This is a genomic window from Rubrivivax gelatinosus, from assembly GCF_004340905.1.
Lineage (GTDB): Bacteria > Pseudomonadota > Gammaproteobacteria > Burkholderiales > Burkholderiaceae_C > Rubrivivax > Rubrivivax gelatinosus.
On the sequence record NZ_SLXD01000008.1, the window covers coordinates 1 to 13,645 of the forward strand.

The following is a 13,645-nucleotide window of genomic DNA, read 5'->3' on the forward strand; positions in this document are numbered from 1 at the left end:
GAGTCGACCAGATGATTGAGCGCGAACTCGAAGGAGCCGGGCAGCAACTGCTCGGCCAGCACCACCGGCAGGAAACACGGCTGGTTGTCGACGGGACGGTAACGGGCCATGGCGGTGACGGTCGGGAGGATGACGGCAGAGCTTGCAAGCCTCATGCCCCGTCGATAGGCTGCGGCGAACCCAGAACGCCGAGGGAGGCGCATGAAAAGACGGATCAACAGCGCTGGTGTGACATGCCGTGCCGGGCAGACCGGCTGCCGCCGCGGCGGGGTTTTTCTACAGATTCGTTAGGTCTGCTCTGACATATGCCCGCGATCATCCCAGACCCGATATCCCTGACAACACATCATCTCCACCTATGCTTCCGCCCGACAGATGCGGTGCTGTCGTCCGGTACAGGCTTCATTTATGAGAAAGCTGGAACCAGCTACTTGGTCACGAATTGGCATAACGTAACGGGTCGAAACCCGTTGGACGGCGCATGTCTGTCGGAAACGCTGGCGGTCCCAGACATGGTGTCCACCATGTTTCGGGCTAAAGGGAACGCGGGAACGTCCCGCCGGGAGAATTTGCCGCTCTATAAAGATGAGGCGATGCAAGAGCCGCTATGGCTCTGTCACCCAGTCCACGGCAGAGGCGTTGATGTGGTTGCTATCCTGCTGCCCATCGAAATTATCGACCAGTACCAACTATTCCCGATAAATAGAATCGAATTCGACGCATCATTTCGAACCGAGGTCGCAGATGACGCATTTGTCGTCGGTTACCCATTCTCGGACATAACGTATCTTCAGCTTCCCATTTGGAAGCGCGCCAGCGTGGCATCCGAGCCAGACGTGGACCTTGAGCAGTTGCCCAAGATATTCATTGATACGGCGACTAGGTCGGGCCTCTCGGGCTCACCCGTAGTGATGCAGCGCGTCGGGCTTCACGGCGTCTCGGGTGGGAAGCTGACAGGAAGCGAGATCATTGGAAGGATACGCAATTTTATCGGCGTCTACTCCGGACGTATCGGAAAGGACGAATCTAAGGCGCAGCTCGGTATAGTGTGGAAGGCGCGAGTTATCGACGAAATCATTGATGGCGGCGTGCATGGCGATGTCACGACGGCGCAGGTCTAACAATTCGTCTAAGCCGACGCCACTTCGTGGTGCGGCTTAACTCAGGTGTTAAGCCGCACATTTTGCGTCATGTTGATTCCCACTCTTAGGACGCAGCGCCTGGATCTCATTCCCCCGGATGTCGGCTGTGATTCGGCGTATCAACGCTTCTACACCGACGGAGAGGCGTCGGTTGCCTACGGCGGACCTCTAACGCCAGCTGCCGCCTGGTCTCGGTTGGCGTACGACATTGGAGCCTGGCACCTTCAGGGGTTTGGCGTTTGGGCCCTTCGCTGCCGCGAAGACAGCGCGATCATAGGTGTTTGCGGGTTCTGGCAGGGGCGTGGGTGGCCACGAGAGCTCACCTGGTGGCTGCTTCCCGAAGCACGCGGCCAAGGCTATGCCCTGGAAGCCTCGCTTGCTGTAACCAAGCACGCCTACTCCGAGTTTGGTTGGGGCGCAGTTCAAACCTATTGCGCAGATGCAAACAATGCAGCAATTGCACTTATCCTCCGCCTGGGCGGATCAAAGGTGGCGCGGCAAGCATTTCCAGACGGTGAGCACCGTAATGTCTATCTCATTCCGCGGCCAGCGGTTTAACCGGTCCGTCAACGGGGAACAAAACTGCTACGCCGTTTGGTTCCCTCCGCTGCGCTTCGGCGACCGTTACGTCTAAAATTAATCATCAGAAATAATGTCTTTCTCCGTTCGTCACGCCACCGAAGAGGATGCCGCCGCGTTGCTGAATCTGAGGCGCGCGGTCTTCGCGGAGACGGACTTCATGCTCTGGGAGCCGCAAGAGTTCAAGGCCACAGAGGAAGATGAGCGGAAGTTCATCGCCTGGCTTTCTGGCAAGACCAACAGCGTCTTGCTCGTCGCCACGGAGGGCGCCGATCTCGTCGGCTTCTTGGGCGCCAGTGGCGGTGAGCGCATTCGAACCCAGCACTCCGCCTTGATCTTCCTGGGCGTTCGAAGGGAGTGCTGGTCCCGCGGCGTTGCTTCGGCAATGCTTCACGAGGCGCTGTCTTGGGTGTCAGCTGCCGGTTTGCTCCGCCTGGAGCTGAACGTTCACACCACAAACGACCGCGCTGTCGCCTTGTACAAGCGCTTTGGGTTCCAGATCGAGGGCACGCGCCGTGCCTCAATGCTTGTCGCCGGCAAAATACGAGATGAGTACCTCATGTCGTACGTCGCCGACTCCGAAATCACTGGACTGCGCGATGCTTGAAGTCAGAATAGCCAGACCATGCGATCGGCTTCCGCTATATCGGATGCTTGAGCTGTACCAATACGAACTCTCCGACATCTGGGATCAGGACCTCGACGCAAACGGGGAGTACGGTTACGCATTGGGCCGGTACTGGCAGGACAAAAACTGCACGGCGTATGTCTTGACCGTCTCGACGCAGTACGCCGGGTTCGCTCTGGTCGACAACCAAGTCAAGCTACCTGGCGGTGAGTTCTGGATGGATCAGTTCTTCATTCTCAAAAAGTACAGGCGCAAGCGCGTCGCAACTCACGCCGCTAAACAAGTCTTCGCGCGGCACCCTGGCGCCTGGCAAGTCGGGCAGATGACGGCGAACACGGTCGCCCAGGCCTTCTGGCGGACGGTTATCACCGAGTTCACGGGCGGCGAATACAGCGAGCATCAGCTTACTAGCGGCTGGTGGCAAGGTTACGTCCAGAGCTTCAGCAGCCTTGGGCGTGTTGGTGCCTAATTTGTGGGCCTCGCCTACGCCGAGCGTCATGCTTCATGAATCTTGGACCAATTCTCACAAATGACGATCGAAAACCTCCACTCGCGCGCTACGCAGCTCGCTTTGGATAAAAGTTCCGCAGGCTGGCATATGCGGTCTCACCAAGGCTTTGTTGCTGCCTTAGATTGCTCGGATTAGCCTCCGCGTACCGCTCAGTTTGACGCCGATCCTTTGTGCCGCCATGCTCATCCGCGACGCGACTCGCAGCGATCTGGCCGAGATCAACGCCGTCACTCTGGCGGCAAAGGCATCGTGGGGGTACGCGCAAGATCAACTCGATGCCTGGCGTCAGAGCCTCCTGACGACCGAACAGTCGCTCGATCTGCGGCCCACCCTGGTCGCCATTGAAGCCGGCGCGGTAGTGGGCATCGTACAGGTCGATCCGAGCACAACGCCGTGGGAACTCGTGTCCTGCTGGGTCAAGCCCGGACACATGCGTCGGGGTATCGGGCGCACCCTTTTGCGCGAGATAACGGCGAGGGTCTCTGCCGCGGGGCAGTCGCTTCTGCACATCGACGCGGATCCGAACGCGGAGGCGTTCTATCTGGCACTGGGTGCCCAGAGGATTGGCGAGCTGCCCGCGCCGATTCCTGGGATGGAGAGCCGTGTCCGTCCGCAGCTTCGGCTTGCTACGGGCGCAGTCTGAGCGCCTGCAAGGGGCTCGACGCGGGACCGATCGCCCGCCGTCGGCCTAGCCTCGCCGAGAGGTGTCATCGCTTCACTGCAGGCATGTTTTTGACTTGGCCGCCGTGGCATCCCTCGTGCGCCACGTTCAGGACGTTCCCCAGCTGCCGGTTCCTTCCCTCGGCGTAGTTCTCGGGTGCCTTGTGCGCCGATTCGCCAGTTCCGGCGAGTCGCCGACCGCACACTTCTGCCCGGCTTCGCTTCGTCCGATCATCCGCCGATGCACTTGCCTCAAACCCTCGCCACCCAGGTCCACACCTCGATGGGCGGCCGCAACACGCCGTTCATCGTCGCCCTATGCGGCTGGGCCGACACCGGCAAGTCGACCGTGGCCACGCAACTCGTGGCGGCGTTGCGGCAGTTCGGCCTCGCCGCCGACGCGATTTCCACCGACGACTTCATGCGCGACCGCGCCGAGCGCGACGCCGTCGGCATCAGCGGCTACGACCTGCGGTCGATCGACATGGCGGCGCTGCGGGCCGCACTCGTTCGTTTCTTCGCCCGCCAGCCGTTCGGCGTGCACCGCTACGACAACAGGACCGGCATGAAGAGCGGCGAGCCGAGGACGGTCTCGCCCGCAGACGTGCTCGTCGTCGAAGGCATCCATGCGCTTCATCCCGATCTCTCGCCGCACACGCATTTGAAGGTTTTCATCGACGCCGAGGAGGCCACGGCCCGCGAACTGCGTGTGCGCGCCAACCAGCGCAAGCGCGGCATGTCGGCGCACGATGCGGCGGCCCGGGTGGAGCGCGAGTGGCGGGACTACTGCGCCTGGGTGCTTCCGCGCCGCGAGCGGGCCGACATCGTCGTGCAGGTCGACCTGGAGTTCGGGTATCGCGGGGTCAACTCCGGAACGTCTGACGGCGTCGCCGGCAAAGCTTCGGGCGAGTGATGCAAGTGCGTCGAGCGGGTTGCCGGTCTTGAAACTCATCTCCCTGATCGAACTGCTGCTGAGCCTTCTGGCCCTGGTGCTCGCCTTCGCCGGCCTGGGGTGGCTCGGGGGCCTGCTGATCTTCCTGGTGCTCGCGATCCGGTTCCTAGCGTCGGTCGTGTCGGGCGAGAACCGCAATGTCTGAGCGGCTTGGCCGGCGTTCGGGCGTGGGCGGCCGCCTGCCGACATTGGTGATCGTCGACGTCCAGATAGGTCTCGCCGCGCCGGAATACGGCCGGCGCTGCAATCCGCGCTTCCTTCTCCACGTCGAACAGTTGCTCGGCGCCTGGCGCACCGCCGGGCTGGCGGTCGTCTTCACGCGGCACGTTTCCTCGCGTCCGGGTTCGCCGCTCGCGCCGGGGGCGGACGGGCTGGCGATCGAGCCTCGCGTCGCGCCGGCCTCGGGCGAGCCGGTCTTCGACAAACGCACGAACAGCGCGTTCAAGCAGCCACGGTTCGCCGCGGCGCTCGCGCCTGCGCCAGCCGAGTTGGTCGTCGTCGGGTTGGCCACCGACGCCTGCGTCACCGCCACGGCGCGCGAGGCGCTGGACCTCGGCTACCGTGTCACGGTCGTGCACGACGCTTGCTCCACATATGAACGCCGCGCTCCGGCCGGCGAGACGCTGCCGGCCGAACTCGTCCACGACGTCGCGCTGGCTGCGCTCGCTGCGTCGGGCATCCGGCTGCGCTCAACGGCCGACCAGCTGGCCGACCTCGCACCGACCGACCCATGACCCCCCACTTCATCCTCTACGTCGCCGACCAGCCTGCCAGCCGCCGCTTCTACGAACAGGCGCTCGCCCGATCCCCCCGCCTCGACGTGCCCGGCATGACGGAGTTCGAGCTGCCCGGCGGCGCGGTGCTCGGGCTGATGCCGGAATCCGGCATCAAGGCGCTGCTCGGTGCTGCGTTGCCCGACCCGGCCGCGGCGCGCGGCGTGCCGCGCGCCGAGCTGTACCTGCTGGTCGACGACCCCGCGGCGGCGCACGCCCGGGCGCTGGCCGCCGGGGCCAGCGAACTCTCGCCGCTGCAGCCGCGCAACTGGGGCCACGTCGCGGCCTACTCGCTGGACCCCGACGGCCACGTGCTGGCCTTCGCGGCGCCCGCCGGCGCCTGAGGGCGCTCGCGCCCGCGGCCCGGACCTCCGGGCAACGCGCTCATCCTTTCGAAACGCTGAAATCGCTGTGTCATCATCGTGTGGCCGGCGGGAGCGGCTGCTTCGCCCACCGCTCCGCATGGCCACCGCCTGCTCAGGTGGCGGGCAGCGGCAGGGCGAACCATCGGCGCCATGGCGCCGCGCCTCGCATGACGACGCACAGCACGACGGCCACGCACCCCGCCCACTTCATGGATCTGCTCGGCCCGCCGGAACACGCCGTCGGCGCGCCCGTGTTCGAAGTGTTCCCCTGGAACGACAACTTCAACACCGGCAACGCGCTCATCGACCAGCAGCACAAGCGCCTGGTGGACCTGCTGAACCAACTCGCCGGCACGCTGGTCAGCAACCAGGAATGCGAGGTCGAGGCCGCGTTCGCCGAACTCGCGGCCTATGCCGACGTCCACTTCTCGGCCGAGGAAGAGATCTGGGTCGACTGCTTCGGCGACGACCTCTGGCTGCACAACCATCAGGCGGCGCACGGCGCCTTCCTGCCCAAGGTCCAGGACCTGAAACGCTCGGGCGGCGGAGAGCCGCTGTACCAGCTGGTCGAGGGCATCGTGAAGTTCCTGATCCGCTGGCTGGCCTTCCACATCATCGTCGAGGACAAACGTTTCGCGCTCGTCGTCGCCGAGGTCCAGGCCGGCGTGCCGCTGGACGAGGCCAAGCTGAAGGCCGAACGCAAGATGGGCGCCTCGTCGGTGCGCCTGCTGATCGACACCGTGCTCGGCATGTACGAGAGCCTGTCCAGCCGCACGCTGAACCTGCTGCGCGAACGCCGCGCACGCGTCGAGGCCGAGGAGAAGCTGCGCCAGGCCTACATCGACCTCGAGGCGGCCAACCGGCGGCTGGAGGAGTCGGCGATCACCGACGACCTGACCGGGCTGTTCAACCGCCGCCACTTCGACGCCGTGTTCACGTCCGAGCTGGCACGCGCGCGGCGCGAGGGGGCGGCGCTGACGCTGGCGCTGCTCGACCTGGACCACTTCAAGCGCCTGAACGACACCTACGGCCACGTCGCCGGTGACGAGGCGCTGGTGTCGGTGGCGGCGGCGCTGCGGGAACACGGCCGGCGCGCCGGCGACTTCGCCTTCCGCCTGGGCGGCGAGGAGTTCGCGCTGCTGGCCTGCAGCTCCAGCCCCAGCGGCCGGGCGCGCGAGCTGTTCGAAGCCATCCGCCGCGACGTCGAGGCGCTGGCGATTCCCAACACCCGCAGCGCGACGGCGCCGACGCTGACGGTGTCGATCGGCGCGCTGGTGCGCGTGCCGCAGCCGGCCGACACGGTGCAGACGCTGTTCCTCGAAGCCGACCGCCTGCTCTACGAGGCCAAGCAGCAGGGCCGCAACCGCATCGTCTGCGGCTGAGCGGCGCGCGCTCAGCGCAGCGCCGGCGCGTCCAGCAGGCGCTCGATCTCCCAGGGCTCGGTGTAGCCCTGCACCGAGATGCGCACGAAGGTCCGGCCGGCGTGGGTCGTCACCGGCACCTCGATGCCGCTTTCGTCGAACAGGCGCCGGCGCAGCGCTTCCGGGTCCTGCGGCGGCACGGGAATCGCGACCATCTGCGCCCAGTCGCCGTCGGCGGCCATCGGCGCCAGGCCGTGGCGGCGTGTCAGCGCCTCGAGCGCCTCGCGCGCCAGCGCGTGGCAGCGCTCACGCACCGCGGGCCAGTCGTGGCGGCGCTGGAAGTCGATCGCCGCCGGCACCGCCAGCCAGGCCGACAGGTCGCGCGTGCCCTGCCACTGCAGGCGGCGCTCGAACAGCGTGCGGCCCAGGTAGGCGTCGAAGCCGGCATGGCCGCCGGTGCCTTCGGCATAACCCCAGCTGATGACCGGCGCGTCGAGCCGCGCGTGGTGTTCGGGCCGGGCGTGCAGGAAGCCGCTGCCCTTGGGCGCACACAGCCACTTGTGGCAGTTGCCGACGTAGAAGTCGGCGCCAATGGCGTCCAGGTCCAGCGTGATCTGGCCCGGCGCGTGCGCGCCGTCGATCAGCGTCGGGATGCCGCGTTCGCGTGCGGCGCGGCACAGCTCGGCCACCGGCAGCGTCAGCGCCGTCGTCGAGGTGATGTGGCTGGCGTAGATCAGCCGCGTGCGCGGCGTCACCGCGGCCATCAGGCGGTCGACGAAACGCTCGCGCTCGAAGGGCAGGGGGATTTCAACGCGCCGGTAGTGAGCACCGTGCGCGGCGCAGGCCTGCTGCCAGGCGGCGTCGCAGGCACCGTATTCCAGGTCGGTGGACAGCACCTCGTCGCCCGGCGCCAGCCCGAAGGACCGGGTGACGACGTTGACGCCGGTGGTCGCGTTGGGCACGAAGACCAGGTGCTCCGGGTTGGCACCCACTTCGCCGGCGAGCACCGTGCGCGCGTGATGCAGCCGCTCGGCCGAGCGCCGGCCGAGGAACTCGACCGGGTTGCGCTCCATGTCCAGCTGCCAGCGCTGCTGCTCGGCCAGCACCTCGCGTGGGCAGGCGCCGAAGGAGCCGTGGTTCAGGAAGACGAGGCCGGGGTCGAGCAGGAAGAGGTCGCGCATCGGGCCAGTCTAGAGCCGGCCAGGGCGGGCCGGGCCGGCCACCAGCGGCGCCAGGCCGGCAGCGGCCGCTGCAGCAGCAAGGTCGCCGCCGTCAGCGCCTGGGCCTGCCAGGTGCCGGAGTCGTCGGCGAACAAGGCCTGGCCTTCGTCCCAGTGCTGCGACGGCCGGTGCTGCGTGCCGGCCAGCTCCGCGGCCGGCGCCCAGACCTGCAGGCGGCCGCGCGCCAGCTGCAGCGTGTCGCCGCGGCGCAGCGCCAGGGCCAGTGTCTGGCCGGCGGCCAGTTCGATCGTGCGGGTGTCCATGGCGGCCACTGTGCGGCGCGGCGTCTGGCGGCGGCAGCCACAGCGGCGCACGCTGCGTGGCACAACAGCGGCGGCGGCGGGCAACTGTTTCGGTGTCCGGCCCGGGTCTCTGTATCTGTTTTGGTGGCGGAGCGCGCGGCATAGTGCTCGTTGCCCATGAGCACGCTGTACCACCGCATCGCCGAGCATTACCGCGGCGCCATCCAGGCCGGGGCCTTGCGCAGCGGCGACCGTTTCCCGTCGGTGCGCGAGCTGATGCGCCGCCACGAGGTCAGCCTGTCGACCGCGCTGCAGGCCTGCCGCCGGCTGGAAGACGACGGCCTGCTCGAGGCGCGCGCACGTTCGGGCTATTTCGTGCGCCACCCGCGCCGTGCGGCGCTGCCACCGGCCTCCGAAGCCGCGCCGCGCGCGATCGACGCCGCCGCCTACGTCGGCATCTCCGAGCACATCTCCGGCATCCTGGCGCGCGGCCAGCGCCATGCCGTCGAGCTGAACCTGGCGCTGGCCGTCGCGCCGCCGGCGATGTATCCGGCCGAAGCGCTGGCGCGTGCGATGCAGCGCCGGCTGCGCCTGGCGCCGCAGGTGCTGACGACGATGACGCGCCGCCACGGCCACCCGCTGCTGCGGGCGGCGCTGGCGCGGCGCGCGCTGGAGCGCGGCGTCGCCGCGGCGCCCGAGCAGATCGTCGTCACGCAAGGCTGCACCGAGGCGATGAACCTCGCGCTGCGCGCCGTCACCCAGCCGGGCGACACGGTGGCCGTCGAGTCGCCCACCTTCTACGGCCTGCTGCAGATCGTCGAGGCGCTGGGCCTGCGTGCGATCGAGCTGCCGACCAGCCCGAAGACCGGGCTGTCGCTGGAAGCGCTGGCCTTCGCGCTGGACCAGGGCACGGCGATCCGCGCCGTCGTCGTGCAGCCGACGCTGCACAACCCGCTGGGCTGCACGATGCCCGACGAGCGCAAGGCCGAGCTGGTGGCGCTGTGCGCGGCGCGCGGCGTGGCGCTGATCGAGGACGACATCTACGGCGAGATGACGGCCCAGCCGGCGCGGCCGCTCAAAGCCTGGGACCAGGACGGCGGCGTCATCCACTGCAATTCGCTGAACAAGCTGCTGGCGCCGGGCCTGCGCCTGGGCTGGATGCTGGCCGGGCGCTGGCAGGCGCGCGTGGAGATGCTCAAGTACACGCAGAGCCGCTTCCCCGAGGAGCTGCCGCAGTCGGTGGTCGCCGAATACGTCGACAGCCCGGCCTACGACCGCCACCGCCGCCGGCTGGCCGAGCAGCTGCGGGTGCACCGCGACGCCTACGCCGACCTCGTGGCGGCGCACTTCCCGCCGGGCACACGCGTGACGCTGCCCGACGGCGGCCTGCTGCTGTGGCTGCAGCTGCCCGACGGCGCCAGCGGCGACGCGTTGTTCGCCGCGGCGCTGGAGCGCGGCATCAAGATCGCGCCGGGCTCGATGTTCAGCACCGGCGCGCGTTTCGACGGCTACGTGCGCCTGGGGGTCGGCCGCCCGCCCGACGAGCAACTGGCCGCGGCGCTGCGCACGCTGGGCACGCTCGTCTGAGCGCCGGACGGGCGCCCCGAATCTAGGGTTCGGCCTCCAGTGCTGCGGTGCACAATGGTGCGTCCTCCCACGGAGCGCTCGGATGCGGCACGTCGTCTTCAACCAGAAAGGCGGGGTCGGGAAGTCGACCATCGCCAGCAACCTGGCCGCGATCGCGGCCGCCAAGGGGCGGCGCGTGCTGCTCGTCGACCTGGACACGCAGGCCAACTCGACGCACTACCTGCTCGGCGAGGCCGCCGTCGACCCGCGCCCGGGCGCGGCCGAGTTCTTCGAGTCGACGCTGAAGTTCAGCGTGCGCCCCACGGCCACCGCCGACTTCGTCACCGCCACGCCCTGGGAGCGCCTGGACCTGATGCCCGCCAGCGCCGCGCTCGAGGAGCTGCACGCCAAGCTGGAGAGCCGCTACAAGATCTTCAAGCTGCGCGACGCGCTGGCCGAGTTGGCCGGTACGTACGACGAGATCTGGATCGACACGCCGCCGGCGCTGAACTTCTACACGCGCTCGGCGCTGATCGCCGCCGACGGCTGCCTGATCCCGTTCGACTGCGACGAGTTCTCGCGCCGCGCGCTCTACGGCCTGCTGGAGGCGGTGGAGGAGATCCGCGCCGACCACAACGACAAGCTCGCCGTCGAGGGCATCGTCGTCAACCAGTTCCAGCCGCGCGCCAGCCTGCCGCGGCGCACGGTGCAGGAACTCGTGGACGAGGGCCTGCCGGTGCTGGAGCCCTACCTGGGCGCCAGCGTGCGCGTGAAGGAGTCGCACGAACTCGCGCGCCCGATGATCCACCTGGACCCTGGGCACAAGCTGACGCAGCAGTTCGTCGCGCTCTACGAGGCGATCGCCAAGCCTAGAAAGCGCTCAGCGAAGCGTTGAGTTCCTCGCCCCACTGGGCGATCTCGCCTTCGTCGACCTGCAGCCAGGCCAGCGCCGCGGCCGAGTGGTCGGTCCAGTCGCGCTCGGCCAGCTGGGCTTCCTGGCGGCGCACCAGGTGCTCGGCGACGAGGCCGGCGGCCATCAGCGTCTGCACCTCGGGCTCGGTGTCCTCGCCGCCCAGCGAGTCCAGGTCGTGGTGCAGCCGGATCGCGGCCATCACCTCGGGCGCCAGGCGCCAGACCCGCGCCACCAGCGCGCCGACGACGGCGTGGTCGGTGCGGTGGTTGGCGTTCTCGGTGGCGACGTAGCTGCGGTCGATGCGCGCCGCGGCCTCGACCATCGTCGAGCCGTAGCCCTTCACGCTCTGCAGCAGCACCGGCATGCCGACGTGGCAGAACAGGCCGTAGGTGTGCGCGACGTCGGGCGACAGGCCGACGAGCTGGCGGGCGATGAAGGTCATCGCGATCGCACGCTGCGCCGAGCGTTCCCAGAAGCGGCGCAGGTGGCGGTTGTCGGCGACGATGGCGTTGCGCACCAGGAAGCCGGTCATGATCGCCGCGGTCTGCTTCAGGCCCAGGCGGTTCATCGCCTGGCCGACGGTCTGCACCGGCTGGCCCACCGCGTACAGCGGGCCGTTGGCGTTGCGGATCAGCGTCGCCGACATCGCGACGTCGCTGGCGGCGATGCGCGCGACCTCGTTGAGATCGGGCTCGGGCAGCAGCATCACCGCCTGCAGCCGCGCCAGCAGCGCCGGGCACGGCGGCACGACGATGTGCTGCAGCGCGCCGCGCGTGCGGGCGTGATCGATTTCACGGGTGATCGCGGCAGTTCGCGAGGTCTCGGCGGGCAGCTTGGCGGCAATGGCGGTCATGGCGGGTCGGGCGCGTCCAGACGTCTTATCGGCCGCGCGGCGGCGGACTGAAGCGCCGCGCGGCCGGCGGCTTGTGCTGCGTCAGTCATCTTCCGACAGCGATCGCCGTCTCCGTCCGACGCCGCGCATGGCGCCTCACCGAAGGCGGCCGCGGCCGCGGCCGACTACCTTTCAGATCATCGAAGACGCCATCAGGGGTCGTGAAATGAGCACTTTTGCCGACGTCGCCGCTTCCGGCCGCTTCCAGCTGCGTTTCCAGTCGCTGTTCCAGCAGGGCCGTGCGCTGGCCTTCCCCTGTGACGCCCAGGGCCACGTGCCGATGGACGACCTGAGCGAACGTGCACGCTGCAACTACCTGTACGCCCGCGCCGTCGTCGGCCGCGAGTTCGCCACGCCTTCGGTGGTGCGCGAACTCGGCTGAGCCCGGCTCATCGCCCGGCCGCGGGGTGGCGGCCAACGCGTCGCGGCTTCGCGGCGAGAATGCGCGCCATGGCCGCCAGCAGTCTCCTTGCCCTGATCGACGACATCGCGACCGTCCTCGACGACGTCGCGCTCCTCAGCAAACTCGCCGCGAAGAAGACCGCGGGCGTGCTCGGCGACGACCTCGCGCTGAACGCCCAGCAGGTCACCGGCGTGGCCGCCGAACGCGAACTGCCGGTGGTCTGGGCGGTGGCCAAGGGCTCGCTGCTGAACAAGACCATCCTGGTGCCGGCCGCGCTGGCCATCAGTGCCGTCGCGCCCTGGGCCGTGACGCCGCTGCTGATGATCGGCGGCGCCTTCCTCTGCTACGAAGGCTTCGAGAAGCTGGCGCACAAGTTCCTGCACCGCGGCGGCGAGGGCGACGAAAAGTCGCACGAAGCCGAACTGCGCGCGGCGCTGGAGAAGCCCGAGGTCGACCTCGTGGCCTTCGAGAAGGAGCGCATCAAGGGCGCGATCCGCACCGACTTCATCCTCTCGGCCGAGATCATCGCGATCACGCTGGGCACGGTGGCCGAGGCCGAGTTCATGACGCGCGTGCTGGTGATGTCCGGCGTCGCGCTGGCGATGACGGTGGGCGTCTACGGCGTCGTCGCCGGCATCGTCAAGCTCGACGACCTGGGCCTGAGGCTGCAGCGCGCCGGCAGCGCCGCCGTGCGCTCGATCGGCGACGGCATCCTGGTGGCGGCGCCCTGGCTGATGAAGTTCCTGTCGGTGGCCGGCACCGCGGCGATGTTCCTCGTCGGCGGTGGCATCCTGGTGCACGGCGTGCACCCGGTGGCCGAGGCCATCGAACACACGCTGGGTGGCCTGGGCGGCCTGGCCGGCGCGCTGCTGCCGGTGCTGGCCAACGGGCTGCTGGGCGTCGTGGCCGGCGCCGTGGTGCTGGCCGGCGTGACGCTGGCGCGCAGACTTTTCGCCCGCGCGCCGGCTTGAACGACCGGATGTCTTACTTGCGGATGCCCAGCAGTTCGACCTCGAACTGCAGCGTCGCGTTCGGCGGGATCACGCCGCCGGCACCGCGCTCGCCGTAGGCGATGGCGCTGGGGCAGGTCAGCCTGGCCTTGCCGCCGGCCTTCATCTTCTGCACGCCTTCGGTCCAGCAGGGGATCACGCGGTTCAGCGGGAACTCGATCGGCTCGCCGCGGCGGTAGGAGCTGTCGAACTCCTTGCCGTCGGGGAAGGTGCCGCGGTAGTGCACGCGCACCGTGTCGCTGGCCGTCGGGCTGGCGCCGTTGCCGTCCTTCAGCGAGCGGTAGATCAGGCCGCTGGCGGTGACGACGGCGCCGGGTTCGGCGGCGGCGGCCTTCAGCGGGTCGGCCGGCGCGGCGGCGAAGGCGGGAGCGGCGGCGGCCACGACGGCGGCCAGGCACAGGCGGTGCAGGGACAAGAGGTTTCTCCGG

Annotated in this window: 18 protein-coding genes; 14 read left to right on the top strand and 4 right to left on the bottom strand. The window is 68.5% G+C overall.

The window, feature by feature from the left end; all coding sequences use genetic code 11:
* The first annotated feature begins 305 nt into the window (after window positions 1–305).
* From EV684_RS13085 to EV684_RS13125, 10 genes are all read left to right on the top strand, one after another.
* A complete protein-coding gene (locus tag EV684_RS13085) occupies window positions 306–1,121 on the top strand; it encodes a hypothetical protein (protein ID WP_132647736.1) in 816 nt (271 codons plus the stop codon).
* Window positions 1,122–1,190: 69 nt separating this feature from the next.
* The gene (locus EV684_RS13090; RefSeq protein WP_242478725.1) at window positions 1,191–1,700 is read left to right on the top strand and encodes a GNAT family N-acetyltransferase; all 510 of its coding nucleotides are present in this window, start codon (window positions 1,191–1,193) and stop codon (window positions 1,698–1,700) included.
* Between the two features lie 94 nt (window positions 1,701–1,794).
* Entirely contained in the window at window positions 1,795–2,328 is a 534-nt protein-coding gene (locus EV684_RS13095) for a GNAT family N-acetyltransferase (protein ID WP_132647737.1), read from the top strand.
* 43 nt (window positions 2,329–2,371) lie between these two features.
* Entirely contained in the window at window positions 2,372–2,818 is a 447-nt protein-coding gene (locus tag EV684_RS13100) for a GNAT family N-acetyltransferase (protein ID WP_132647738.1), read from the top strand.
* 220 nt (window positions 2,819–3,038) lie between these two features.
* Complete coding sequence (locus EV684_RS13105; RefSeq protein ID WP_132647739.1) at window positions 3,039–3,503, top strand: GNAT family N-acetyltransferase; 465 nt, start codon at window positions 3,039–3,041, stop codon at window positions 3,501–3,503.
* 300 nt (window positions 3,504–3,803) lie between these two features.
* Window positions 3,804–4,433 carry a uridine kinase family protein gene (locus tag EV684_RS13110; protein WP_165908483.1) on the top strand — a complete coding sequence of 210 codons (630 nt, stop codon included), beginning with the start codon at window positions 3,804–3,806 and terminating at the stop codon, window positions 4,431–4,433.
* 28 nt (window positions 4,434–4,461) lie between these two features.
* On the top strand, window positions 4,462–4,617 hold the full coding sequence (locus EV684_RS24030) for a hypothetical protein (RefSeq protein ID WP_165908484.1): 156 nt from the start codon (window positions 4,462–4,464) through the stop codon (window positions 4,615–4,617).
* A gap of 22 nt (window positions 4,618–4,639) precedes the next feature.
* Window positions 4,640–5,206, top strand: a complete 567-nt coding sequence (locus EV684_RS13115; protein ID WP_165908485.1) for an isochorismatase family protein — start codon at window positions 4,640–4,642, stop codon at window positions 5,204–5,206.
* Window positions 5,203–5,589: a VOC family protein gene (locus EV684_RS13120; RefSeq protein ID WP_132647742.1), complete on the top strand. Its 387-nt coding sequence runs from the start codon at window positions 5,203–5,205 to the stop codon at window positions 5,587–5,589. Before EV684_RS13115 ends, EV684_RS13120 begins: the two co-directional genes overlap by 4 nt.
* 188 nt (window positions 5,590–5,777) lie before the next feature.
* On the top strand, window positions 5,778–6,992 hold the full coding sequence (locus tag EV684_RS13125) for a GGDEF domain-containing protein (RefSeq protein ID WP_132647743.1): 1,215 nt from the start codon (window positions 5,778–5,780) through the stop codon (window positions 6,990–6,992).
* An 11-nt stretch (window positions 6,993–7,003) separates the two neighbouring features.
* On the opposite strand, the gene EV684_RS13130 is transcribed toward EV684_RS13125, so the two are convergent.
* On the bottom strand, window positions 7,004–8,152 hold the full coding sequence (locus EV684_RS13130) for an aminotransferase class V-fold PLP-dependent enzyme (protein ID WP_132647744.1): 1,149 nt from the start codon (window positions 8,150–8,152) through the stop codon (window positions 7,004–7,006).
* Entirely contained in the window at window positions 8,110–8,454 is a 345-nt protein-coding gene (locus EV684_RS13135; RefSeq protein WP_132647745.1) for a hypothetical protein, read from the bottom strand. The genes EV684_RS13130 and EV684_RS13135 overlap by 43 nt, the downstream gene beginning before the upstream one ends.
* 156 nt (window positions 8,455–8,610) lie before the next feature.
* Between EV684_RS13135 and EV684_RS13140 the strand changes: the two genes are divergently transcribed.
* A complete protein-coding gene (locus tag EV684_RS13140) occupies window positions 8,611–10,020 on the top strand; it encodes an aminotransferase-like domain-containing protein (RefSeq protein ID WP_132647746.1) in 1,410 nt (469 codons plus the stop codon).
* A gap of 82 nt (window positions 10,021–10,102) precedes the next feature.
* On the top strand, window positions 10,103–10,894 hold the full coding sequence (locus tag EV684_RS13145) for a ParA family protein (protein ID WP_132647747.1): 792 nt from the start codon (window positions 10,103–10,105) through the stop codon (window positions 10,892–10,894).
* Here EV684_RS13145 and EV684_RS13150 read toward each other — a convergent pair.
* A complete protein-coding gene (locus tag EV684_RS13150) occupies window positions 10,869–11,765 on the bottom strand; it encodes an HDOD domain-containing protein (protein ID WP_132647748.1) in 897 nt (298 codons plus the stop codon). The genes EV684_RS13145 and EV684_RS13150 overlap by 26 nt on opposite strands.
* Window positions 11,766–11,970: 205 nt before the next feature.
* Here EV684_RS13150 and EV684_RS13155 point away from each other — a divergent pair, with 205 nt between their 5' ends.
* The gene (locus EV684_RS13155) at window positions 11,971–12,186 is read left to right on the top strand and encodes a hypothetical protein (protein WP_132647749.1); all 216 of its coding nucleotides are present in this window, start codon (window positions 11,971–11,973) and stop codon (window positions 12,184–12,186) included.
* Between the two features lie 68 nt (window positions 12,187–12,254).
* Window positions 12,255–13,178 carry a DUF808 domain-containing protein gene (locus EV684_RS13160; RefSeq protein WP_132647750.1) on the top strand — a complete coding sequence of 308 codons (924 nt, stop codon included), beginning with the start codon at window positions 12,255–12,257 and terminating at the stop codon, window positions 13,176–13,178.
* A 13-nt stretch (window positions 13,179–13,191) separates the two neighbouring features.
* Here the strand turns inward: EV684_RS13160 and EV684_RS13165 are convergent, their stop codons facing one another.
* Window positions 13,192–13,632 (bottom strand): FKBP-type peptidyl-prolyl cis-trans isomerase, encoded by a 441-nt coding sequence (locus tag EV684_RS13165; protein ID WP_375138654.1) that lies wholly within the window; start codon window positions 13,630–13,632, stop codon window positions 13,192–13,194.
* Window positions 13,633–13,645: the final 13 nt, after the last annotated feature.

What these genes read in the sequence shown, in the direction of transcription:
- EV684_RS13085 (WP_132647736.1), top strand. Translation starts at nt 306, where the DNA reads ATGCCCGCGATCATCCCAGACCCGATATCCCTGACAACACATCATCTC.
- EV684_RS13160 (WP_132647750.1), top strand. Translation starts at nt 12,255, where the DNA reads ATGGCCGCCAGCAGTCTCCTTGCCCTGATCGACGACATCGCGACCGTC.
- EV684_RS13150 (WP_132647748.1), bottom strand. Translation starts at nt 11,765, where the DNA reads ATGACCGCCATTGCCGCCAAGCTGCCCGCCGAGACCTCGCGAACTGCC.
- EV684_RS13125 (WP_132647743.1), top strand. Translation starts at nt 5,778, where the DNA reads ATGACGACGCACAGCACGACGGCCACGCACCCCGCCCACTTCATGGAT.
- EV684_RS13100 (WP_132647738.1), top strand. Translation starts at nt 2,372, where the DNA reads ATGCTTGAGCTGTACCAATACGAACTCTCCGACATCTGGGATCAGGAC.
- EV684_RS13145 (WP_132647747.1), top strand. Translation starts at nt 10,103, where the DNA reads ATGCGGCACGTCGTCTTCAACCAGAAAGGCGGGGTCGGGAAGTCGACC.
- EV684_RS13130 (WP_132647744.1), bottom strand. Translation starts at nt 8,152, where the DNA reads ATGCGCGACCTCTTCCTGCTCGACCCCGGCCTCGTCTTCCTGAACCAC.
- EV684_RS13140 (WP_132647746.1), top strand. Translation starts at nt 8,611, where the DNA reads ATGAGCACGCTGTACCACCGCATCGCCGAGCATTACCGCGGCGCCATC.
- EV684_RS13110 (WP_165908483.1), top strand. Translation starts at nt 3,804, where the DNA reads ATGGGCGGCCGCAACACGCCGTTCATCGTCGCCCTATGCGGCTGGGCC.
- EV684_RS13155 (WP_132647749.1), top strand. Translation starts at nt 11,971, where the DNA reads ATGAGCACTTTTGCCGACGTCGCCGCTTCCGGCCGCTTCCAGCTGCGT.
- EV684_RS13120 (WP_132647742.1), top strand. Translation starts at nt 5,203, where the DNA reads ATGACCCCCCACTTCATCCTCTACGTCGCCGACCAGCCTGCCAGCCGC.
- EV684_RS13135 (WP_132647745.1), bottom strand. Translation starts at nt 8,454, where the DNA reads ATGGACACCCGCACGATCGAACTGGCCGCCGGCCAGACACTGGCCCTG.
- EV684_RS13095 (WP_132647737.1), top strand. Translation starts at nt 1,795, where the DNA reads ATGTCTTTCTCCGTTCGTCACGCCACCGAAGAGGATGCCGCCGCGTTG.
- EV684_RS13090 (WP_242478725.1), top strand. Translation starts at nt 1,191, where the DNA reads ATGTTGATTCCCACTCTTAGGACGCAGCGCCTGGATCTCATTCCCCCG.
- EV684_RS13105 (WP_132647739.1), top strand. Translation starts at nt 3,039, where the DNA reads ATGCTCATCCGCGACGCGACTCGCAGCGATCTGGCCGAGATCAACGCC.